Raw genomic sequence first — 24,152 nt, 5'->3', positions numbered from 1 at the left:
TCATAACTGTCTAATTTATAATGTTGTTTTATGTTCTGTATTGATGAGTTTAGAAATTATTTGACAATCAGGCATAATTGTAACTAGCAACTGGAGTTGCTCCTTTTGGCTAGAGACTGTTTTCGAGAATTGAAACCAAGGTTCCTGCAGAACCTTGGTGGATATAAAATAAACTCGGAATTATGTAAAATTATTTTATCATCTTTCTATAGGTTTGTATGGTCATGAAAAGTAAAGCTATCTTTCTGCTAGTTATATTTTTGCTCAACACTGTTGTGGGGTTTGGCTGCGCCTTAGGAATGGAAGTTGATTTTCATGATCCGCACCATTCTTATAAAGTGGATAATCATTCAGACAAAGATCATGAACATCATCATGCAATAGGAAAAAGTACTCAAATTTCTGGTCAACATGTTTCACAGGAAGACCTTTGCTGCAAAAGCCTAGTCAATGATTTAATAATTCAGAGTAAGCAAATTCCAGAAAGTATTAAGTTTCAGGCGCCTGTTCCTATAATATCCCTGCCTGATTTTTCTCATTCTTTATTAGCTCCTCTAGCCAGTGTTAAGCTGGCTCAAAGTGTCTATGCTGATCATAGAGAAAGACCACCTAATCAGGACATTCGTATAGCTATTCAAAGTTTTCAGATATAGAATTTATTGTTTTTGTTAAATAGCTAGTTTACTGCTTTTAACGTACATATATGTATTGACATAGTTATAGCTATGTCTAAAAAATAGTATAAACATTAAATTATTACTTCATGAAAAAGATATTGTTCGTAGTTGCTTTAGTTGCAACTTTATGGATCAAACCTGGTTTTGCTCAGAATAGCCAGACAAAAGCTTTATTGACTTCTTATTACGACATTAAAAATGCTTTAGTGAATTCTGATGCTGGCTTAGCCTCATCAAAAGCAACTAAGTTTGCTGAAGTTCTGAATAGTATGGATAGGAGATTATTGTCCCAGGAAGAAATGAAGGCTTTTATGGGCTTTCAGGATAAACTTGGATTTGATGCCAAACAGATCTCAGAAACTAAAGATCTTTCCCTCCAACGGGAACAGTTTGCTAATTTTTCAGCCAACCTCTTTAAATTGGCAAGAGTTGTAAAGCTTAGCGAAGAGCCGGTTTATTATGATTATTGTCCGATGAAAAAGAGCTATTGGCTTTCGGATAATGCGGCAATTAAAAACCCTTATTTCGGTAAACAAATGTTAACCTGTGGGACGGTTAAGGAAACTTTAAAGTGATTCTTTTTGTTGATTGTTTAGCGCGTCCCTATACATGGGCTTCCGGCTGTATCATTAACGTCCATTTTAATAATTAATTCTACTTGAGGATATGAGAAAGATCTTTTATTCCTGAAGTAGGTAACACCTTTTAAAATAATGAAAATATCATGAAAATATCAATTTATAGCCTGGCTTTTTCTTTACTATTTCTAGCTGCTTGTTCTAGTAGTAGTAATAAAAACCAAAATGACATTACCTCTGAGGCTACAGTAAGTAAGGATGCAGGCCCGGAATCGCCTGTAAAAACTGCAGCTACTACAGAACTATTAAATTCCTACCTCAAATTAAAAAATGCATTTACTACTGATAATGATAAGGAGGCCGCAGAAGCAGGAAATGAAATGGTCGCAGGTTTTACTTCTTTTGATATAGAATCTTTAACTCCAGAACAAAGTAAAGCCTATACAGATATAAAAGATGATGCTAAGGAGCATGCAGAACATATTGCTGCAAATGTCGGAAATATTAAGCATCAGCGTGAGCACTTTGATATATTGAGTAAAGACATGTACGACCTTGTTAAACTACTTGGAGCTAATCGACCCTTATATGTTGATCAGTGTCCAATGTATAATGACAATAAGGGGGCAATCTGGTTGACTGAAGTCCGGGAAATCAAAAATCCTTATCTTGGAAAAGGGATGCCAACTTGTGGTTCTGTTAAGGAGGAATTAAAATAGTAGTCATGAAAGGTATAAATAAGATACTTCCTGGATTGCTGGTAATCCTGGTAATTGTCCAGTTTGTACATCCTGCCCACAATAAAAGTGGGCAGGATATGCCAAATGATATTTCTAAAGTTGTAGACATGCCAAATGATGTACAGGGCATCCTGAAGAAAGCTTGTTATGATTGTCATAGCAACAATACAAATTATCCCTGGTATACCAATGTACAGCCTGTACACTGGTATATGAATTACCATATACAATCTGGTAAAAAAGAACTGAATTTTAATGAATTTGGATCCTATAAGCGAAGGAGACAACAGAGTAAATTACGCGCTATAGAGAATAGTTTAAAAGAAAATAAAATGCCTTTGTTTTCCTATACCCTGATTCATAAAAATGCCATTTTGAGCGATGCGGAGAAATTGAAAATCATCAACTGGGTTCAAAATTCAAAGGATAGTCTAACCAAAAGGAATCTTAACTAACCCTTAATCACTAAAGGTATGAAAAACATATTAACAGCCTTTTTATTGATCTTTTTTACTGCAGCTTCTGCTCAGGATATGAAGGAAATGAAAATGCCAATACAAAAAAAAGAAAGTAAAGAGCCGTTACAAACGGTTTATACCTGTTCTATGCATCCTGAAATTCAGATTTCCAAGCCTGGTAATTGTCCGAAGTGTGGAATGAAACTAGTGCCGGAAAAGACCAAGGCAAACACACCAAAGCATGAGCATATGGAAATGCCTATGAAAAATACTCCTAAGAAGGATGAGATGGACAACATGGGCGATATGAAGATGGGAGATAATAGTGCTACCTTGGAAAACATCAGGAGGGCAAAGTTAAATTTAGGACCAATCAAAACGGTCTTGAGTAAAGTGCCACCACGAACGGTCCGTTATGATCTGTATGTTGCTGATACAACCGTTACCTATGGGAAGAAACCAAAAAGAGCAATTGCTGTAAATGGGCAGATACCAATGCCCACACTTACTTTTACTGAAGGTGATACTGCTGAAATACATGTTCACAATAATTTAGATGAACCTACCTCACTGCATTGGCATGGCGTGTTTTTGCCCAACCAATATGATGGTGTGCCTTATCTTACTCAAATGCCAATAGCACCTCATACGACGTTCATTTACAAGTTTCCAATCATCCAGAGTGGGACACATTTTTACCATAGCCATTATATGTTGCAGGAGCAGATTGGTATGAACGGGATGTTCATCATGAAAAAAAGAGAGGAATGGGATATACCTACCATTCCAGTTGCGATAACGGAATGGTCTGACATGAAGCCGGAAGAAATTCAGCGAAGTCTGAAGAGTGCCAATGACTGGTTTGCTATTAAAAAGGGAACTACGCAAAGTTATGCAGAGGCGATCAGGTATGGACACTTTAAAACAAAGCTCAGTAACGAATGGAAGCGTCTGAATGCAATGGATGTTAGTGATGTATATTATGATAATTTTTTAATAAACGACAAAAACCAACAATCACAACCACAATTTAAAGCAGGGGATAAAGTCAGATTGCGCATAGCCAATGGCGGAGCATCAGACTATTTTTGGTTGACCTATGCAGGTGGTAAAATTACGGTGGTAGCCTCCGATGGAAATGATGTAGAGCCATTAGAGGTGGATAGGTTGATCATTGCCGTGTCTGAGACTTACGATGTAGTGGTAACCATTCTTGAGAATAAGAGTTATGAATTTCTGGTAACACCGGAAGACAGAACCGGCTCTGCATCCTTGTGGTTGGGCAAGGGAGAAAAGGTGCGTGCTCAGAAATTACCGAAGCTGAAGTACTTTTCAGGAATGAAAATGATGAATGATATGATGGACATGGCTGGTAACATGATTCCAATGGAAGGTATGAAAATGCAAAACCAAGTCATGGATATGAATACAGTTATGTATCCGGAAGTAACAGGTGAAGAGCATTCGAAAGTAGAAACTATGCCAGGAATGAACATGGCTGCTGATGACCCGAATTTGGTCACTTTAAATTATGGGATGCTCCGTAGTCCTAAAAAAACAACTTTACCCGATGGACCTTTAAAAGAGTTGAAGTTTGATCTTACCGGTAACATGAACCGTTATGTCTGGACCATGAATGATAAAACCCTTTCGGAAAGTGATAAAATACTGATTAAAAAGGGTGAAAATGTACGGGTCGTTTTATTTAATAACAGTATGATGCGTCATCCGATGCACCTACATGGTCACGATTTTAGAATATTGAATGAGCAAGGTGAATATGCACCATTAAAAAATGTTCTGGATATTATGCCAATGGAAAGAGATACAATAGAATTTGCAGCAAATACAAGCGGTGATTGGTTTTTTCATTGTCATATCCTGTATCATATGATGAGCGGGATGGGTAGGGTGTTTAGTTATGAAAACTCTCCTCCGAATCCTGAATTACCTCATCCAGAACATGCTTATAAAATGCTTAAAGCGGATGACAATAGGTTTCATTCCATGGCAAAAGTAGGAATTGAAACCAATGGCAGTGACGGAGTAATTATGCTTTCCAATACTCGTTATCGCTTTACAACCGAATGGAGAATTGGATTTGATAAAGAAATGGGTTACGAAAGTGAAAGTCATTTCGGTAGATATATTGGACGAAATCAGTGGCTCTTCCCTTATGTGGGTTGGGATTTTAGAAAAAGAACAATTGATCCAAAAGAAAAGAACATTTTTGGACAATCCTTAACGCCGGATAATAATATTTTTGGACAGCGTAATACCAAAAATTTCAGACAGGTATTTCATCTGGGGGTACAATATACGCTTCCAATGTTAATTGTTGCAGACGCTTCAGTCGACCATAAAGGAAATGTCAGATTTCAATTGTTGAGAGAAGACATACCGATATCTAAAAGACTACGTTCTCAATTCATGGTGAATACAGATAAGGAATATATGGTTGGATTCAGATACATCGTAACTAAATATCTTGGGCTGTCCACTCATTATGACAGCGACATGGGCTATGGTGCCGGTCTAACATTAAATTATTAACTCATTAATCATCAAATTATGACGCAAACTTATAAAATAACAGAAATGACTTTTCATCTTTCTCTGGTCACTTAAATGATTAATGAGTTATTGTAACATGCTGTCAGTAAGTTGACATGTTGGGTTATTTCCTTTCGCCAGAGCTCGTCAATTTATCAACAACTAAAGCAATAGCTCCATCACCAGTTACATTGCAAGCCGTACCAAAACTATCCATTGCAATATATAATGCTATCATTAACCCAATCATCTCTTCGTTAAAACCAAGCATAGATTGTAGGATACCCACAGCTGCCATAATTGCTCCTCCAGGAACTCCTGGGGCCGCAACCATTGCAATTCCTAGCATAAATATAAATCCTGCGAAAAGCGTAAAGTCAAAAGGCATTCCCCTTAAAATCATTAATGCCATCGCACAAGCCGTAATTTTCATGATACTTCCAGATAGGTGTATTGTAGCACATAAAGGGATTACAAAACCTGCAATTCTCTCAGAAACGCCATTTTTCAAAGTCTGCTCCAGTGTAACCGGAATAGTAGCTGCCGAAGATTGTGTGCCCAATGCCGTGAAATATGCTGGTAACATCGCCAGTAATAGTTTAAAAGGATTTTTCTTTGTGATGAAGCCTGCAATAGTGTATTGAATAAGTAGTAGTAATATGTGCAAAGCAAAAATTACTCCGATGATACTTATGAATACCGAAAGGATGGAGAATACCTTTCCGCTAAATGACATACTCGCGAAAATCCCCAGGATAAACAATGGCAACAGTGGAACAATCACGTTTTCTATGAGTTGCATTATAATTGTCTGGAAGTCTTTAACTACTAATTTTAAGGTTGAGTTTTCTTGATATGAAACTCCCAAGCCAATAACAAATGCTAGAAATAAAGAGGTCATGACATCTAAAGCAGGCGGGATGCTGATACTAAAATAAGGTGTTAGCTCCGGACTAGCATTGGAAATTTGAACCAGATCATTTACATGAGTTGCCAAAAGTTGTGGAAATATTCCCGCTGCCGCAAAATAAGTGCTAAAGCCCGAAAATAAGGTCGAACCATAGGCAATAGCAACAGTAAGCAACAATAATTTACCAGCGCTTTTGCCTAAATCAGAGATAGCTGGCATGATTAAGCCCATTATAATCAAGGGAATGGCAAAGTTTAAAAACTGGCCAAAAAAATCATTAAAGGTTGTAAATATCCTGTTTATAGATTCGGGTAGAAATTGTCCGAAAAAAATACCTAGAACTATGGCAAGAAATACTTTAAATAGTAAGTTAGAAAATAAACGCTTCATTATATATGCTGAATAGTAAAAGACTATGAAAGTCTTATTGTAGAATGTGCCTGCAATATACATCAAAAAAGGCGGGCCTAAGATTTTTCAAGGCTTTTAGTTGAAAAAACTAGTATACATCCCATATATGATTCAAATCATCAGCATACCTGAACTTCATGAATATTTCAGGATCAATACACTTTCATCCATTCCCTCATTCCAATAGAATAGATGAAAATAACTGTATATTTCCAAGGTAATTGTTCAGTTTACAAAATAGATTGAAGGTCAATGATAGCAAATATAGAAATTACCAAATCAGCAACTGAAACCATTTGGCATTTTGATTACAATAAGCCTGCTATTGTTTCAATTAATGACATTTTACCTGAGCAGTCCTTACCATTACAGGGTTATTTAAAGGCAGTTGCCTGGGAAGATGTAGTAAACAAAACTGATCCACCTGTTATTGGATTCCAATATAAATTCAGTCCATCAATAACCTGGGGAGATGAATTTAACTACATGGGTACTCCTGATCCAAAGAAATGGAATATGAGTACCGGCAATGGATACTATGGCTGGGGGAATCATGAGCTTCAGTATTTCACTGGCAGATCTAAGAATGTGAAAGTGGAAGATGGTAAATTAAAGATTATTGCTTTAAGTGAGCCATACAATGGCTTTGATTATACCTCAGGAAAAATTGTTTCCAACAAAAAACAACGTTACGGCAGATATATAATCAAAGCAAAAATGCCATTAGGTACTGGACTTTGGCCGGCAATTTTTGGCTTCGGTGAGCGTCACAAAGACTATGATCTAAAAACCTGGCCCAGTTGTGGCGAATTTGACATTGTGGAAATTAAAGGACAAAATGATGGTGAAATTAACTATAATGTTCATTCAGCGAAATCCTATGGTGCTTCAAATATGGTTAGGATGCGCACCCCTGTTACACTGAACCAGTTCAATGAATATAGAATGGACTGGACCCCTGATGATATCAAATGGTACTTTAATGGAATCCTGATGCGTACTTTCAGCAACAATGGCAAAGGGTATGATGGATGGCCGTTCAATGATTACTTTGACCTAAATATTTGCCTAAGCGTTGGTGGTGATTTTGTTGGGAAAAATATCAAAAAAACTGCAATGCCCGCGGTTATGGAAATAGAATATGTTAGATACTATGGCCTGATCAATATGGATAAAAGAAGTCAGTATGTACAAAATCCAATTCAACCCCATCTTTCACCTGCATCAGCAAAGATCGTAAAAGGCGGATCGCAAACTTTTACAGTTACCAATGTACCTGCCAATTCAAGCGTACATTGGTATGCCTTAGGGAACGATCTGGGAGCTTTCGGATTATCAGGTTCTAAAATTACGATTACCCAGGCCATGTTGCAGGCAGCTGGTTATAAATCAGGGGCAGATTTTGAGTTTTTTGTGGATTTTATTGATGCAAATGGAGTCTCCAGTAAAGCAACAAGGGGAACTTTAACTATTCCGTAAGCCGAAGTATCAGATATAGGTTATTATTAAAAATAGAGGTTGAATCGATGAAACAACCTCTATAATTCTTAAATATATGCTGATTAGAAAGTTATGGTAAGTGTATATGTCTTATAGTTTACACTTGCTGGTACTTCTGAATTCCCAGTTAAATTGAAGATGAGCTTTTTTTGGCTTGCGGTTTGATTGTTGGGAATACTGCCTGGTACCAGATTTACTCGAATATAACCAAAACTACTGTTGGCAGGTAAAGTAAGTGTCCCTAGTTTTGGAATATTATAATGAGTTCCTTCAACTGCTGTACTCTTTGGATCAATAGTATAGCTTAATTCCAGATCAGATGATCTCTGAGGACCGACTAACTGGACCTTAACGCTATCATATCCAGGAGCCACAACAGTTCCCTGTGGCCTACTTTTAATAGCGGGCGAAAACTCCACTACTGTGGGCCCTTTATAAGTTTGATATTCTTTTTTACAGGCCGTAAACATCAGTGAGACCAGACCTATAACAAATGTGTATTTTAAAATCTTTTTCATTTCTTTTATCATTTAATAACCTGGATTTTGAACCAGATTTGAGTTTATATCTAATTGACCTTGCGGAATATAAGATAGGATACGCACATCTGTTGCAAAAAGAAGCGTTCCATTATCTTTTACAATATTAGCCCCACGTCTAACCAAATCAAACCAACGATCACCTTCGTAAGCCAGTTCAATTCTTCTTTCATTTAGAATCACATTTAAAAGTGCAGGACCTGTTGCTGTTGTTGGAGTAAGACCAGCCCTGATACGAATTTTATTCACATCATCCTGAGCTTTGTCGTCCTGCCCTAAACGTGCATAAGCTTCTGCTCTCGTTAGGTACATTTCAGATACACGAATCATTCTTACATTATCCAGGCCATATGCACCTCCGGATCCAGGATATTTCTGTACCCAGAAAACTGATTCGCCAGACTTAACAACCGGTATTAAAACGGCTGTTTTTCGGATATCGCCTACTTCATATGCATTCAAAAGACTGTTGGAAGGAACAACATCACCATAGCCACTTGAACTGGTTGATGAATTTCCAAGACGTTGATAAATGCTTTGAAGACTGTTTGACCCTAAACTTTCTGAGACATCAAAATTGATTTCGAAAATGGATTCTGGGCTATTCTTTTGATTGAAAATAGAAGAATAACCCGCTGCTGTTGCGGTAGAAACGAATGTTCCCACATTGGCAGTGATTGCTTCTGTAGCGTTGTTTATTGCATTTTGCCATTCCTCATTGTATAAGGCTACTCTGGATCTTAAAGCCTGAGCTGCAGCTTTTCCAATAATTGTTTTAGCCGTTAATCCATTTGGATTAGTCAAAATGCCAATAGCTTCGTCAAGATCCTTTTCAACCTGAGCATAAACTTCGGAAACTTTACTTCTCGATGGATAAGTCACCTCGGTTACACTAGAAACTCCTTTCAAAACGATAGGCACACCCAGATCAAAGTTGCCCGGCGTATGTTTGGGGTTGTATCCATATTCATTAGCCAAAGTAAAATACAATAAAGCTCTGATGAACAAGGCCTGACCTTTAATCGTGGCTTTCTGGGCTGGTGTACCATCACTTGCTTGGTCTACATTATCTAAAATCAGGTTACATTTATTAATGATAGGATAAAATGTAGTGTATTCTACAAAATGTGTACGTAATGTATTGTTGTAATCACCAACAAAGCGGTTGGAGTTGGAAACTGTAATTCTGCAGTTATCTGATAAGACTTCGGACTTGATAATGATATCCCTTCCGAAATTTCCTGAAGCCTGTAAATTACTGTACACATTTGTTAGTAAACCCTGTATGCCCGTTATGGAACTTAGCGCACCTTCGGCTGAGATAGACTGTCTAGGCTCTGTATCCAACATTTTTTTACAGGACGAGAACGTCAGTGCAGACCCTACAACCAATAATAATATATAATTTTTCATCTTAGTTTTTATTTGAAATTAAAGCCCTAATTGTACACCAAAAGTGTAGTTCTTATATTGTGGAACAATACCTGAAGAGCTACCCTGAACTTCTGGATCAAGGCCGGTAAACTTAGTTAAAGTAACCAGGTTATAGGCTTGTGCATATACCTGAAGAGATCTGAAGGTTGAACCTAACCATGCTACAGGAACCCTGTAAGAAAGGTTAATATTCTTTAACCTGATATAAGAACCATCTTCTATAAATCTGCTTGTAGCGCCATAGGGAGAAAGATAAGTGATTCCTCCTGATTGTGCGGCAGCTGGTACTCCTGTATTATAGTATGGTCTTGGTGTATCGGTGATATCACCTGGACTTTGCCATCTGCGTAATTCACTTCTATCCTGATTCCTGTCTATAGTACTGCCCATACGTCTGCTAAACTGGGCATCCACGTTATTGATTTTACTACCATACTGATATTGAATAAAAGTCGTAAGCGTAAGTGCTTTATACCTGAAGGTATTGGTTAATCCACCATATCCTTTAGGTAATTGACTGCCTAGAATTTTTCGGTCAGCAGCAGTAGGGTTATAAGTGATGTTTCCGTTGATATCATAATACATTGGATTACCATCAGCAGGGTTTACACCTGCATATTCGACAAGGAAATAAGATAATAAAGGTTTTCCTACAAAATAAGTACTGTTTAATTGCTGAAGGCCGTCATTCAGCTCTAAAAGCTTACTTCTAATGAAAGTCGCATTTAAGGTAGTTGACCATTCAAAATCTGTGCTTTTGATATTAATGGTATTTAATTCAACCTCTATACCTTCGTTTTTCAATTTTCCGATATTCGTATTTATACCTGAATAACCACTGGTAATCGGTAGGTTTCTTGACAATAACAGTTCAGTTGTCTTTTTACGAAAAGCACCTACACCTCCTGACAAGCGGCCTTTGAAGAAAGAGAAATCAACACCGACATCAGTTGTTGCTGCCTGCTCCCATGATAAATCATTATTACCCAGAGTAGGGGATATTCCAGGCTGGCCGTTATAGGAGCCTGAACCTTGATATAGCGATCTGGAGGCAAAATTTCCAATAGAAGAGTTTCCAAGAATACCATAACTACCTCTCAGTTTTAATTCATCTATCCAGGTCAGCTCAGAAAGAAAATCTTCTTTGGATAATCTCCATCCCAATGATCCCGCAGGGAAAGTACCGTATCGTTTATTTGACCCGAATCTTGATGATCCGTCACGACGCACTGTTGCAGAGGCTAAATATTTCTCATTAAATGAATAATCTGCTCTCGCAAAATATCCCGCAAGTTTGTAAGTGGTATAAAATGAATTCGCTTCTGTTTTCACAGCTGCTGATTGAAGTGTTTTGAATTGATAGCTTGGGAAACCTGTTCCAGAAGCATTATTTCCTTCATTAACCTCTTGTTTATAACTAAAACCACCGATTACATTGAGTTTATGTTTTTGGTTAAAAATATGGGAATAATTAAGCGTCTGATCGGTATTGAAGTCAGTAAACGTAGTATTGGCAACACTGGCTCTTCCACTAACAGAAGCGCCATCAGGTGTTCTTGGATCAGTATAGCTGTTTTCTGCGATATAACTGTAATTCTCTGAGAATGAAGAACGGAATTTCAGATCCGGAAGAATTTGATAGTTTAATACGACATTACCTACAACTGCTTTAGTGTTGGCTCTTTGTATATTATAATTTGCGGTCTGTACTACGTTATTGGCATATGCCCCATATAACAAAGTGTTATACGTTCCGTCTGGGTTATAGATTGGATTGATTGGAGCCATCAGAATTGCAGTTCTGTTTGGATTAGCGAGTGCCGTACCTCCTGAAGTACCATTTTGCGTAAACGAGCTTAAATTCAAACTGGTTTCAAAAGAGAATTTCGTGCTAATTTTGTGATCAAGATTTAATCTGGCAGTCGCCCTATCGAAATCCTGTCCGATCTCCTGGCCAACTAGTTTGTTATAGGCTCCTGAAACAAAGAATTTTGTTTTTTCATTTCCACCTGTTGCATTCAAAATATAGTTTTGTGAAAGACCTGTACGAAATACCTCATCCTGCCAGTCATAGGTAGGAGCGGTAGCCGGATCACCAAATGAGGCCAGTAAAGTTTGTACAGCTGCAGGCGCAGCACTAAGGCTTCCATAACGGTTCACGATGGCCTCCTTAGATAACTGAATAAACTCTGGAGTATTCAATATTGGGGCCTTTTTAATGAGGTTAGAAAAGCCAATTGAGGGATTAAAGTTGATTTGGGTTTTACCGCTTTTTCCTCTTTTTGTTGTAATGACAACAACGCCATTGGCGGCTTGAGCTCCATATATAGAAGCTGATGCTGCATCTTTTAGAATACTGATAGACTCAATATCATCAGGATTAATACCTGCAAGAGCATTTGAAGAAGCAAACTGTCTGGAATTATCTCCTGAAATTACCTGTACTCCATCCACAATGTATAAAGGCTCAGTTCCGGCAGTGATAGAACTTATTCCACGTACATTCACGGAAACCGCGGCACCAGGCAAACCACTTGAAGAGGTTACCTGAACACCTGAAGCACGTCCGGACAAAGCATTGTCGAAACTTTGTACAGGTATTTTTGAGATGTCATTCCCGGATACCTGTGAGCTGGCTCCGGTTAAATCCTTCTTAGCTTGCTTAATACCAAATCCTGAAATAACTACATCATCTAAATTATTTTCATTAGGCTTGAGCTTAATCGTGCCCATGTCCTTAGCGACCTTCAATTCCTTGATTTCATAGCCCAGATAACTAATCACCAATTCTGCCTTTTCATCTACATTCTTCAATTGAAATTGACCATTTACACTTGAAATTGCCTTTTTTCCAGTTCCCTTCACGGTAATCGTTGCACCAGGTAATGGTAGTCCATGCTCATCTGCTATGGTACCGCTTACATCAATATTAGCCCAACGATCGGCAAGTGTGTTCCAAAGGGAAGGCGCCTTTTTCGATATGATCACGGTTTTACTCTCGATCTGAAAGTTCAGTGATTGAAGTAGGAATATCCTGTCCAGTATTTCTTCAAGTTCGAGACCATTTACATGGATATTTACCGGTTTGGCGGTTTTTAATAATCTTTCTGTGATAATAAAATTGTATCCTGTTTTCTTCTTAATATCACTAAGAACTGATACTAATGGGGCATTTGATTTGGACAAACTGATCTTTTGTGCAAGTCCAGTTGCACTGACCTGCATAAAGGTAGCTGTTAAAATAACGGTGGTTAGACGCATAATAAGCCCTAATTTAGTGGCGTGTCGTTTAGGCACACGAAGTTGTCTTGTATATTTTTTATACATTTGCTTAATTCGATTGATGCGGTATGCCTCTACTTTCCAGGGAACAGGCACACGCGATTTAATTAATAAATTATTAGTGAATATGTCGGATAAGGGACCAGGAGTAGTGATCTACTTCTGGTTCTTGATTTCAGAACATAGCCATGCTTTCGATTTAGCGCTAAGGGGGGAGACTTCTTTTCATGGGTTGTTGGTTTGGTTTAAGTGATATGATTTTATGTTATTTAGAGACAAATATTTTTCGTCCTTCAATTGTGAAATTGACTCCTCCAGTTGACTCGAGCAATTGAAGTAGTTTGGCGACATTGTCGAATCGGGATAAGACGCCGACAAACCTTTCTGTAGGCCTGGATCCGATGTAAGTGACATCTACGTTATACCAGCGCTCAACCATACGCATAATACTTTCAATAGATTCATTTTCAAAAATGAACTCATTGTTTTTCCAGGCTATGGCTAGGTCTGTATCTACTTTAGTCACATTGATGCTATGATCGGTTAAAATAGACTGTTCACCGGGTTTTAGTATTGAAAACTGGTTTCCGGAGGTATTGGAGACTTTAACAGAGCCTTTCGTTAAAGTAGTCTTTAGCGCAGGCTCATTCTGATAAGCGTTGATGTTAAAATGGGTACCCAAAACCTCTACTTGTTGCCCTAGACTTTCCACAATAAATGGATGTTCTTTATCTTCGGCAATTTCAAAATAACCTTCTCCCAACAGCTCAACTCGCCTGATTTTAGAACCCGAAAAACTGGATGGATAGGTTAAAGAAGAGGCGGCGTTTAAATAAACTCTGGAACGATCTGGTAAATTCAGGATATACGTTTGGCCAGAGGCAGTGCTTAAGGTATTTATTTTTCCTTCTGTGCTACCTGCTGATCCTGAAATAGTATATTCCAATTGTCCATCTTTGGTTTTGCTAATGCTGATCCCTGCCTCCTCGGCTAGTTTGCCGTCTTTCTCCCCGCCAAGCACAATCGTTTTACCATTGGACAAGGTTAAAGTGGCGCCAGTTTTTCCGGGAACAATTTCATTATTCATTAAATTTTCCCTGGTTGCATTTTCTTCAATATAACCTGAGGTGTAAAGCCAAATACCAAACACAAAGGTAATAACCGCAGCTGCGGCCACCTTATAATTAATCCATTTTAAAGCCTTAAATTTTGTTTTTTTCGGTTCCTTAGCACTTCTCAAACGCTGGTTTATCTTTGCCCATATCGCATCTTCATTTACAGAACGGAAAACCTGTAAGTCGGAAGCAAGCTGTTCTTCTGTAAAGTCTTGCATGAATTTCCTATTGTCAGCAGAAGCAGCTACCCAATTGTCCAGTTCGGACTGTTCTTCCCTATCAATGGTGCCACGCAGTGACGCAATGATCAATTTGGAAATACGAAACTGGTCTTTTAACATAGGGATGTAGGTTTTCAATCGTACTTTAATCTATTTTATTAGTAAGACGTACGATAAAACCAAACAACCCAAAAAAAACCATTTATTTTTAAGGATTGTTCAACATCCGCATCAAAGCCAATAGCATTGCGCCTGAAAGGCCTTTTTTAATCATGCTTGTTTTCAATAATTCTGTTGCGCGGGACTTGTAATTACGAATGGTTTGTATGGTTAGACCAAGCTCATTTGCGATCTCATCTGTTTTTTTATGATCAAAGAATATCATTCTGAAAACCCGACGATAGTTTTCTGGCAGCAGTTCAATTTCGAGATTCAGCTCATACAATACTTCCGCTTTAATGATTTTGTATAATATTGTTTCTTCAGCTTGTAAAAGCTGATCAAAATACCTCTGTTGGGCAATTGACCTGACTTTGATGTGGCGGAGGTAATCCAGACAGGCGTTACGACATGCAACGTATAAAAACGCCTTAATGTTCTCTTCTCTTTCAAATTCCAGGCGACGCTGCCATAACTTGAAAAAGCACTCAGCCACAATGTCTTCTGCTTCCTGAACATCCTGTACCAAACGGAAAGAGTAGTAGGCCAAAGACTGATGATAACGTTTGAAAAAATAGACAAATGCGGAATCTGCTCCCTCGCGAAACTCACTCATTCGAAAAACTTCATCCTGTATTTCCGCTATCGGCATTAATCCCTATTTTTATCTACTCCTAAGCACAATATTATGAATTTTTCGCAATGTGCGTTAATTAATTCCCCAATATTTCGTTGTAAATAAAATAATTTACAGCCATATTTAAAAGTAAGTATGGCATGCGAAAGCATTTTTTGTAGGATATATGAACATTTTTTTTAGCGTTAGCATGAATTGGTCTTAGTTTCTTTGCAATTTCGGTCTGGCCTTTTACACACATTTAAAAGTTTTTTTGGATAAAAACCGTATTTAGGCTTAGAAATTCCCTAATATAGCGCTCAAATGGATTTTTTGTTTGGATCCTGGACGGAAATTTTACTGCATTGTAAAAACAATCAATGTTTTAAAAGCTGTTTTTCGACCAGCTTACAACCGTAGTGTATTTAATTGAATCTTAAAAAGAAAACGAAATGAATTTACAACGATTATGCTATATGTTACCTGTCGTTTTTTTGATGAACAGTTGTGGAGTCAGCAAAAAAGCAGCACATCAGGAAACCTCATTTGATCAAGGTATCGGGCAGATAAAGCATTTGGTGGTTATCTATATGGAAAATCGCAGTTTTGATAATCTTTATGGAGAATTCAAAGGAGCAAACGGCATTCAAAATGCTAAAAAAGTTAATATTATTCAAGTTGACGAGGATGGAAAACCTTATCAGTACTTACCAGAGATCCCTCGGAATAACTCCTTTCCCACAAACCTGCCAAATGCGCTATTTAACATAGATCAGTATGTTCCCTCAGACAAGGCAACGCCTGATGTTACTCACCGTTTCTTTCATAACCAGTTGCAGATTAATGGAGGAAAGATGGATAAGTTTGCGGCATATAATGATTCAAAAGGGCTTGCAATGGGATATTATAACACTAAAAAAATACCATTATATCCTATAGCCAAAAAATATACACTGTGTGATAACTTTTTTCAAAGTGTATTTGGTGGTTCCTATTTTAACCATGTTTACCTGATTTCTGCTGCCGTCCCGGTTTGGCCGAACGCTCCGGAATCACTAGTCGCAAAATTAGATGCCAATGGCAAAATGATTAAGGATGGAATAGTTACTCCTGATGGCTATGTAGTGAATCATGTATATTCCAGAAATACGCCATATCCAGCCAAATCAGATACTTCTCAATTATTGCCATCTCAAACGATGCCAACTATTGGCGAACGACTGAGCGAAAAAAATATCTCCTGGGCCTGGTATTCGGAAGGTTGGGACGATGCAGTTGCAGGTAGGAAAAACAACTTTGCCTATAATCATGAACCTTTCCTGTATTTTGATAAATATCAAGAGGGGACAGAAGGTCGGAAGCACATGAAGGATCAAAATGATTTCATAAAAGCAGCGAATGAGGGCAATCTCCCAAGCGTTTCCTTTGTGAAACCAGGCGGAGGAAATGATGAACACCCAGGTGGTTCTGCAGTGTATTCGTCAGAAGCACTCGCAGTAAATTTAATCAATGCCGTATTAGATGGTCCAAATGCAAAGGATGCATTGGTGATCTTAACCTATGATGAGTTTGGTGGCTTTTTTGATCATGTTGCCCCACCTGTTATTGATAGATGGGGACCTGGAAGCCGTATCCCTGCAATCGTTATCGGCCCATTTGCAAAAAAAGGTGTGGTAGACCATACTCCATATGAAACAGTCAGTATTCTTTCCTTTATCGAGCATAGATGGGGAATTAAACCACTAGCTGAGCGCGATAAAAATGCAAATCCGTTTAGAAATGCTTTGATATTCAAATAAACAATTGTTGATAAGGAAAAGAGCGATGAGGAGTAAAAAAATCGGAATAATAGCACTGCTATCCATAGGGCTGTTTATTGTAGGCTTTACTTCCTCTAATTCGAGTCCCAGACCACAAATAGAGGGCAATTCACCTGAAAGAAAAATTCAAAAAGTAGTTTTTAGTCAGATCGTATCTTTCCGGGAATATGTAAATGATTCGCTACTTTATGAATTGAAAAAAGATAGGCTTGATGAACAAAAAGTTCGTCAGGCCTTTTTAAAATCCAGATTGCTGCTCAAAAAATTTGAATGGGCATCTGAATATTTTACTGCCGATCTGAGCAGGAGATTAAATGGACCACCAGTAGAGGAGATTGAGAATGCGGATTTGTTGGACCCTTCTTTAGCCCGTTCTATCGATCCAATTGGCTTGCAAGTCATCGAGGAATTGCTGTATCCTGAATTTGATATGGCAAACAAAGAAAAACTTATTAAAGAGGTTCAGCATTTAATCAGAAATACAAACTATCTAATTTCCTATTTTGAGGATCACCAGTTTGCAGACTGGCGAATATTGGATGCAAGTAAGTTAGAGGTATTCCGGATCATTACTCTGGGGCTTACCGGATTTGACAATTCTCTTGCGCTAAACAGTATTAAAGAAGCCTCTGAAGCCTTAAAAAGCATGCGAAGTATCCTTTCTTTATACGTAAGTAAAGGGGATAAAAGACCTTTATTACAATACCTCGATACTTCAATTGTCTATTTGGAGCAACATGATGATTTTGACACTTTCGACAGAGCGATATTTATTACTCGTTTTGCAAATATGATCAGCACTGGAATCGCACAACTGGAGCAAAACTTACCAGGGCCTAAAATTAAATATAACCGGATGCTCAGGCAGGAGGTGGAAACATTGTTTGAATCCGATGCATTTAATGCAGATGCCTTTTCTCCAGGTCCTGAATTTCAGGTAACAGCTGCAAAAGTAAAATTAGGTGAGAAACTTTTTTATGATGCTGCACTATCGGGAAATGGCACAAGAAGTTGTGCCTCTTGTCACAACCCTGATTTGTCTTTTTCAGACGGAATGGCTAAAAACATAGAAATTCATGATCCTGGAAAACTATTGACAAGAAATGCCCCAACATTATTGAACGCTGCTTTGCAATCAAATTATTTTTATGACATGCGTGCATTAACGCTGGAGGACCAGATATTCGATGTCATCAGTAGCAGGCAGGAAATGGATGGTTCGATGGAGGCAATTATAAAATATCTTTCAGATGACAAATCCTACCAGGCTTTATTCGATAGTGCTTTTTCGGAAAGAAGGGAGCAAAGGATCAGCCAGGATCATGTGGCAAATGCACTTGCTTCCTATATTCGCAGTCTTGTTAAACTGAATAGCCGGTTTGATGAATATATGCGCGGTAAGGAAAATGCCTTGTCAACACAGGAATTGAAGGGCTTTAACTTATTTATGGGAAAAGCTAAATGTGCCACCTGCCATTTCGCTCCTTTGTTCAATGGTGTTACTCCACCAAAATACATAACGAGTGAAACGGAAGTGTTAGGTGTCCCTGTTTCTCTAGCGGATTCGACATTGGATGCCGATGTAGGTTATTACGGTGTGATTGGGATTGATGCCTATAAACATGCTTTTAAAATCCCTACAATCCGGAATATAAAAAGAACAGCGCCTTATATGCATAATGGAGCATACGCTACTTTAAACCAGGTAATGGAATTTTATAATAGTGGGGGAGCTGCAGGCTTAGGTATAAAATTGCCTAATCAAACACTTCCTGAAAAAAATCTCCAGCTCAGTGATAGTGAAAAAAAGGATATTATTGCTTTTATGGAGAGCCTAGAAAGTCAGTAATACTGAAGTGTTCCTATACAATTTCTATCACAATTAATTTTAGCCTTAAGTGATATCCTTTTCACACCCGATATTACGATAGGCTTAAAAAACTTGGTGGAGATAAAAATGTTTATTGTTCGAAAATAACCGTTTCTGAAGTAGCGCCGAGGTCGAGCAACAAGGTATTGATATTCTTCACAAATTCATCTGGTCCGCAAACATAAAAGTTTTGTCCAAAGTCAGCAATGTTTTCTATCAGGAAGTTTCGGTCAATTCGGCGCGGCATATAGCCCAATACATGTTCTCTCGTGAATGTTTTTATAAATTCATGTTTTAGCATCTTTTGGAGTTCCTCCTCCATGATCACATCCTCTGGAGTTTTATTTGAGTAAATGAGGCGGTTTCCAGCCAGATGTCTATGCTTGTTCAAATTTCTGAAGATCGAGATAAATGGGGTAATTCCAGCTCCACCGGCAATAAAAGTTCCTGGTCCTTTATATTCAATAACGCCGAAAACATCGTGAAGAATTAATTCAGCCCCTTTATTGATCTGCCCCAACATATGGGTTACACCATCATGATCCTTGTATATCTTAATCATAAATTCCAGGTCATGCTGTTGAGGTAAACTGGTAAATGTAAATGGCCGAAGTTGATCTCTCCACATAGGAAGGTTTATGGATAGATCGGTTGCCTGACCAGGAACAAAATCAAATCCCTCCGGTTTTTCAACCACAAAGCGTTTTACATCATGAGTGATAAAATGAGCTTCTAATACTTTAACAATATGATTATTCATGGGATTTGATTTTAATTATCCTTTTTAGAGGATCAAATGCATATGAGGGCTGCCAGAAATCCAGCTAATGGAAAACGATAAGACCAATTGGTTTGTCTCTGGGCATAGTTAGCGTTTATGAGTGGTTTGTAATAAACGATTTCATCGGAGAATTGTTTGCTAAGTCCCCTCGCAATTATGTTAGACCTTATATTTCCATCCTAAGCCCTTTAATAATTAAGGAAAGTTTATTAGTTTTATTTTATTAGCGCTTGAATAATCTTAAATAAGGAATCAAAAATGATGATATGATACCTAAGAGAAATAATGCGCATGGAATTTTTAATGAAACATTTGATACTGAACCTTTTTTTGAAGTCTCTCAGGATCTGATGTGTATCGCTGGATTTGACGGTTACTTTAAAAGAGTAAATCCAGCGGTTTGTAAGTTGCTGGGCTATACCGAGGAAGAGCTTTTTTCCAGACCCATAAACGATTTTGTCTACGTAGAAGATAAAAATATTACTGAAGAATTTCGAAATGACCTTAGGAAAAATATCCCACTATTAAATTTTGAAAATCGTTACCTGACCAAGAATGAAGAGGTATTGTGGTTATCCTGGACTTCAGTTCCTGTTCCTGAGGCTGAGTTGGTTTATGCAGTTGCCAAAAATGTAACCCATAAAAGAAAAATAGAAGAAGAGCGTAATCATCTGTTAATTAGCCTTTCAAAGATTAATGAGGAATTACAACATTTAACACACATGGCCTCACATGATTTGAGGGCTCCTGTAAACAATTTAATTTCATTATTTAATCTTTTAGACCTCTCTACTATTCAGGATAAAGACACTTTACAACTGATCAATGTGTTAAAGTCTACCACAGAAGAGCTGAAACTCAGTCTAAATTTTTATTTAGATGCAGCATGTCAGAAAAAGAGTATCCATGTACCAACAGAAAATTTGAGCCTTCATGATTCACTGAATGGGGTATATCATTCTATTCAATCGCTGATTCTCGAATCAAAAGCAGTCATCAATATTGACTTTTCTGAATTTGAGACAATCAATTTTAATAAGGTTTATATGGATAGTATATTTTTGAATTTGATAACTAATTCTATCAAATATGCAAAACCAGGGGCTTATCCTGATATTTCTATTGTTACAAGAAAGACGGACGGTAAACATCAATTAATTTTTTCTGATAAGGGTTTGGGATTTGATATGGATAAGGTTAAGCATAAATTGTTTGGCCTTCACCAGACCTTTCACAACCATGCGGAAAGTAAGGGAGTGGGACTTTTTCTGATTTACAATCATATCAATAGTTTAGGGGGACATATTGAGGTTGAAAGTAAGGTCAATCAAGGGGTGAAGTTCATAATTACATTTTCCTGAATATAGCTGATTTAATGCAATAAGTTATACCTTTTACTTTCATTTAGACAAGACCGGAACTCATTTGTTTTTAAGAGCTCTTCGCTCAGCGTATTCATCCAAAAATTATAGGTAAATCCGAAGTTCAAACTTAAATCAGGGCTACTTGTTAATTAAGGTAGTTGTGCTGTCTAAGTTCAAAGACGCAGTATGATTTACAAAAATCTTTTTATTAAAAGTAGAGCTTATGAGTACAGAAAATTTAAATCATCGTGAAGCGATAGATAAATTAAAAACCATGGTCGATAAGATTGATATTGGGATGATGTGTACCAACACTTCTAAAGTAGGGAATCTTCATGCAGTACCTATGAGCCGGCAGGAGGTAGATGATGAAGGGAACTTATGGTTTTTGTTTTCTTCAGAAAGTGAGACTTATAAGAACCTCCTGGTCAGCAATCAAATCAGTGTTTTATACGCTGATATTAGTAATTATAATTTTCTTAGTATAAATGGAGTTGCAGAAGTTACTAAGGATCAGGTAAGGATAGAGAAATACTGGAACAAAATGATGGAAGGATGGTTTGAAAAGGGAAAGGAAGATCCAGTCATCAGAATTTTAAAAGTGATCCCTTCCGAAGGTCATTATTGGGATAATAAATCGAATAAATTAGTTACTTTCCTGAAAGTGGCCGCGTCTGCAGTTTCTGGTCAGAAGCTAGATATTGGTCGCGAAGGTGATCTGAATATATAGGAATGCAACCAATTAAGCAGCCCTACTAAGGGGCTGCTTAATTATATAATGAAATATTAAATAGGTGCTGTACCATTTTTGTACAACCTGACATCTCTCCATTGCACCACAGCTTTACCTGTTTTCATGGTGCCATAACATCCATACTTCATGTAATTTGTGGCATCTTCAGTGTCGGCTTTTTCGAACTTTTTTACGCCATCGATATAAACAATTATCTTGTTGCCCGCATCTTCTTGTAAATGAATCACATTGATGTGAACTTCTTTGTTGTAAACTCCGGTCGCCAAAACAAAGCTATTAGAGATTTTCAATGTTCCTCCATTCTCCGCGAACCCGCGAATCATCAGTTGTGTCGCATTTTGTGATGTACTCCCGAAAATCTGCATCAGACTTTCATCATTTAGTGGAGCATCAAATTTTACATAACCAGAGAATTGTCTGCTTCCTGTGCTATAATTGTCCTCAATCCTAATTTCTGAGCGATTTGATTTTGTTGTTAAAATTTGAAAGGTTTCAGTGAGTGTGGAGCTATCATAACTGTAATCTGAGCAGATCACTGGAGAACATGCGGATTTATAAGAGGTCCATGCAAATGTTTTTAGACCGACGTCGTCATCCAAATGAATTTTTTTAACTGGGGTATACAGTGTCCAGCCGTTACCTAAATCATCAGTTGCCTCGTTTATTTCAACAATGTTGTCTATCACATTTTTCTTTCCACATGAAGTGTTTAAAGAAAGCGACAGGAGCAAGAGGTAAATTAAATAATTAGATTTCATCATACAATAAGGTTTATAGTTGATGATGAAGTTATCATTGCTATAGAATAAAATTATCTATTTGATTGGCAAGGTGTTGAATCAAATTGGCAACAGGACCGAATATCTTCAATTCTCCGAGGAATACCTTAAAATGCCTCTCCAAGGTTAAATGAGAAGCTCTTATAGCCTTTACTCATTCCGTAGTCAATGCCTATATTGGTGTTGGATCCTTTATTAAATTTGAGGCGTATACCCGTTCCAGCTGCTGGCTTCCAGGAAGAAAATAAGCCATGTGAACCGCTTACCGAATTGACATTGGTAAACACTACAAATCCAACAAGCCCATTACGGCTAATGTCTCGCCTGTATTCCGTTTCCAGGTAAAAAAGGCTTTTCCCTCTATAGCGATTTTGATCTATCCCCCTTGCCGATCGGTTATAAGGATCCCAGCCTGTACTTGGCAAATCTAGGTATGGGGTTTTAGAATCCAATACGGTCCATAAGTATGACCAGAAGGCAAGGGTGTTTTGCTGGTTGGGTTTATCCTTGTTCATTGAAATGTATTTCCTGACATCAAGATATAAAGACCTCCAGGTGTTGTTGCTGCCTAGAAGTGTAGGATTGATTCGGTATACCAGGTTCGCATACATTCCGGGCAAAGGATTTATAGTATTACTGCGTGTGTCATAAACCAGATTTAGACTTAGGCCGGAGGAAACCGAATTGCTACCTGTCCCATACTTATAGCCTGTATAGTTGGCCAGGTCTATTTCCTCATTTTCAGGTTTAATATTAAATCTATAATCAAGATGATAACCTAGTCCTGCGTAAAAGTAAGGGCGAATCCGTTTCAATGCGTTCTGATAAAAACGGATGTATTTATAGTCCAGTAATACCTTATCCTGTTCAGATCTGCTGTTACCCAGACCCCAGGTGTATTGAGGATACACTAAAAAGCGGGTATCTCCCTGTATTAGCCATTTATTATCTGGCAACCAGACGTTGCTGCGGATGGGGATACCAAATCTGGAGCCAAGATTCCAGTAAGGTGTAAAGGTTGCTGTGGACAGATTGGTACTGGCTTTTGGGCCAAGATACATAGCCGCAGTAGTGCTGGTGATTAAAGCTCTGCCGGAGCCTCCAGGTACGGATGCTCCTATAGGTAATATTGAAAAATAAACATGCTTTCCTTTTTGTTCTTTTATTTTTCCAGGCTTTATGCGGAAAAGGGATTTGGCCACATCTATCAAGTCAGTTTGTTTTGCAGTGTCCAGAATCTGGTTGTTTTCCGGAAGAACATTTGCTGCGTTTTGGGCATGAATTCCGAATGGAAATAGCATCAATATGAAAGAGGTTTTTATAACAGATTTTAAGCGGATCATAAGCAATAAAGATGATTAATAAATTATAGAGAATTGCGTTTCAGCTCTTCCTCTAACTTGGTTGACAAAGGTAGGTTGTTGTGTACCCATAAAAGACCATTATTCAGGCAAATATACAGAAAGGGTATAATAAGGGCTTGGCATGTTGTTGACATGTTCTTGGGATGTTCTTGCTATGTAGTTGGTATATTCCTGAATATAGCAACTACGTAGCAACTATATGGCAATAACATGCCAAGCCCTTGTTA

At 37.9% G+C, this 24,152-nt stretch carries 19 protein-coding genes; 10 read left to right on the top strand and 9 right to left on the bottom strand.

The features are described from left to right. The first annotated feature begins 224 nt into the window (after positions 1 to 224). The 5 genes from R2Q94_RS18635 to R2Q94_RS18615 all read left to right on the top strand — a co-directional run bounded on the left by R2Q94_RS18635 (position 225) and on the right by R2Q94_RS18615 (position 5,006). Positions 225 to 653, top strand: coding sequence for a hypothetical protein (locus tag R2Q94_RS18635; protein ID WP_316822992.1), 429 nt, complete (start codon positions 225 to 227; stop codon positions 651 to 653). A 110-nt stretch (positions 654 to 763) separates the two neighbouring features. Further along, the gene (locus R2Q94_RS18630) at positions 764 to 1,252 is read left to right on the top strand and encodes a DUF3347 domain-containing protein (RefSeq protein ID WP_316822991.1); all 489 of its coding nucleotides are present in this window, start codon (positions 764 to 766) and stop codon (positions 1,250 to 1,252) included. Positions 1,253 to 1,401: 149 nt separating this feature from the next. Next, a complete protein-coding gene (locus R2Q94_RS18625; RefSeq protein WP_316822990.1) occupies positions 1,402 to 1,974 on the top strand; it encodes a DUF3347 domain-containing protein in 573 nt (190 codons plus the stop codon). A 5-nt stretch (positions 1,975 to 1,979) separates the two neighbouring features. After that, positions 1,980 to 2,450: a heme-binding domain-containing protein gene (locus R2Q94_RS18620; protein WP_316822989.1), complete on the top strand. Its 471-nt coding sequence runs from the start codon at positions 1,980 to 1,982 to the stop codon at positions 2,448 to 2,450. 18 nt (positions 2,451 to 2,468) lie between these two features. Beyond that, positions 2,469 to 5,006 (top strand): multicopper oxidase domain-containing protein, encoded by a 2,538-nt coding sequence (locus R2Q94_RS18615; protein WP_316822988.1) that lies wholly within the window; start codon positions 2,469 to 2,471, stop codon positions 5,004 to 5,006. A 124-nt stretch (positions 5,007 to 5,130) separates the two neighbouring features. Here the strand turns inward: R2Q94_RS18615 and R2Q94_RS18610 are convergent, their stop codons facing one another. Continuing rightward, the gene (locus tag R2Q94_RS18610; RefSeq protein WP_316822987.1) at positions 5,131 to 6,306 is read right to left on the bottom strand and encodes a dicarboxylate/amino acid:cation symporter; all 1,176 of its coding nucleotides are present in this window, start codon (positions 6,304 to 6,306) and stop codon (positions 5,131 to 5,133) included. A 273-nt stretch (positions 6,307 to 6,579) separates the two neighbouring features. Between R2Q94_RS18610 and R2Q94_RS18605 the strand changes: the two genes are divergently transcribed. Further along, complete coding sequence (locus R2Q94_RS18605; RefSeq protein ID WP_316822986.1) at positions 6,580 to 7,806, top strand: glycoside hydrolase family 16 protein; 1,227 nt, start codon at positions 6,580 to 6,582, stop codon at positions 7,804 to 7,806. Positions 7,807 to 7,889: 83 nt separating this feature from the next. Here R2Q94_RS18605 and R2Q94_RS18600 read toward each other — a convergent pair whose 3' ends face one another. The 5 genes from R2Q94_RS18600 to R2Q94_RS18580 form a co-directional block, all read right to left on the bottom strand. Next, on the bottom strand, positions 7,890 to 8,345 hold the full coding sequence (locus R2Q94_RS18600; protein ID WP_316822985.1) for a hypothetical protein: 456 nt from the start codon (positions 8,343 to 8,345) through the stop codon (positions 7,890 to 7,892). Positions 8,346 to 8,357: 12 nt separating this feature from the next. Beyond that, entirely contained in the window at positions 8,358 to 9,779 is a 1,422-nt protein-coding gene (locus R2Q94_RS18595) for a RagB/SusD family nutrient uptake outer membrane protein (RefSeq protein WP_316822984.1), read from the bottom strand. A gap of 18 nt (positions 9,780 to 9,797) precedes the next feature. Next, positions 9,798 to 13,127 (bottom strand): TonB-dependent receptor, encoded by a 3,330-nt coding sequence (locus R2Q94_RS18590; protein ID WP_316822983.1) that lies wholly within the window; start codon positions 13,125 to 13,127, stop codon positions 9,798 to 9,800. A gap of 220 nt (positions 13,128 to 13,347) precedes the next feature. Further along, entirely contained in the window at positions 13,348 to 14,556 is a 1,209-nt protein-coding gene (locus tag R2Q94_RS18585) for a FecR family protein (RefSeq protein WP_316822982.1), read from the bottom strand. Positions 14,557 to 14,626: 70 nt separating this feature from the next. Beyond that, positions 14,627 to 15,229 carry an RNA polymerase sigma-70 factor gene (locus R2Q94_RS18580; RefSeq protein WP_316822981.1) on the bottom strand — a complete coding sequence of 201 codons (603 nt, stop codon included), beginning with the start codon at positions 15,227 to 15,229 and terminating at the stop codon, positions 14,627 to 14,629. Between the two features lie 416 nt (positions 15,230 to 15,645). On the opposite strand from R2Q94_RS18580, the gene R2Q94_RS18575 reads away from it, so the two are divergent. Both R2Q94_RS18575 and R2Q94_RS18570 read left to right on the top strand, forming a co-directional pair. Continuing rightward, the gene (locus tag R2Q94_RS18575) at positions 15,646 to 16,992 is read left to right on the top strand and encodes an alkaline phosphatase family protein (protein ID WP_316822980.1); all 1,347 of its coding nucleotides are present in this window, start codon (positions 15,646 to 15,648) and stop codon (positions 16,990 to 16,992) included. A 25-nt stretch (positions 16,993 to 17,017) separates the two neighbouring features. After that, entirely contained in the window at positions 17,018 to 18,862 is a 1,845-nt protein-coding gene (locus R2Q94_RS18570) for a cytochrome-c peroxidase (protein ID WP_316822979.1), read from the top strand. A gap of 112 nt (positions 18,863 to 18,974) precedes the next feature. Here the strand turns inward: R2Q94_RS18570 and R2Q94_RS18565 are convergent, their stop codons facing one another. Beyond that, the gene (locus R2Q94_RS18565; RefSeq protein WP_316822978.1) at positions 18,975 to 19,643 is read right to left on the bottom strand and encodes an FAD-binding oxidoreductase; all 669 of its coding nucleotides are present in this window, start codon (positions 19,641 to 19,643) and stop codon (positions 18,975 to 18,977) included. Between the two features lie 287 nt (positions 19,644 to 19,930). On the opposite strand from R2Q94_RS18565, the gene R2Q94_RS18560 reads away from it, so the two are divergent. Beyond that, the gene (locus tag R2Q94_RS18560; RefSeq protein ID WP_316822977.1) at positions 19,931 to 21,025 is read left to right on the top strand and encodes a PAS domain-containing sensor histidine kinase; all 1,095 of its coding nucleotides are present in this window, start codon (positions 19,931 to 19,933) and stop codon (positions 21,023 to 21,025) included. Positions 21,026 to 21,251: 226 nt separating this feature from the next. Then, positions 21,252 to 21,758 carry a pyridoxamine 5'-phosphate oxidase family protein gene (locus R2Q94_RS18555; RefSeq protein WP_316822976.1) on the top strand — a complete coding sequence of 169 codons (507 nt, stop codon included), beginning with the start codon at positions 21,252 to 21,254 and terminating at the stop codon, positions 21,756 to 21,758. Positions 21,759 to 21,814: 56 nt separating this feature from the next. Here R2Q94_RS18555 and R2Q94_RS18550 read toward each other — a convergent pair whose 3' ends face one another. Together R2Q94_RS18550 and R2Q94_RS18545 are read right to left on the bottom strand one after the other, a co-directional pair. Next, positions 21,815 to 22,543, bottom strand: a complete 729-nt coding sequence (locus R2Q94_RS18550) for a hypothetical protein (protein ID WP_316822975.1) — start codon at positions 22,541 to 22,543, stop codon at positions 21,815 to 21,817. Between the two features lie 125 nt (positions 22,544 to 22,668). Beyond that, the gene (locus R2Q94_RS18545; protein WP_316822974.1) at positions 22,669 to 23,862 is read right to left on the bottom strand and encodes a BamA/TamA family outer membrane protein; all 1,194 of its coding nucleotides are present in this window, start codon (positions 23,860 to 23,862) and stop codon (positions 22,669 to 22,671) included. Positions 23,863 to 24,152 lie beyond the last annotated feature (290 nt).

The sequence above is a fragment of the Pedobacter gandavensis genome (assembly GCF_032678465.1).
Classification (GTDB): domain Bacteria; phylum Bacteroidota; class Bacteroidia; order Sphingobacteriales; family Sphingobacteriaceae; genus Pedobacter; species Pedobacter gandavensis_B.
The sequence above is the reverse complement of the archived record's forward strand: the minus strand, read 5'-3'. Positions and strand labels throughout refer to the sequence as shown.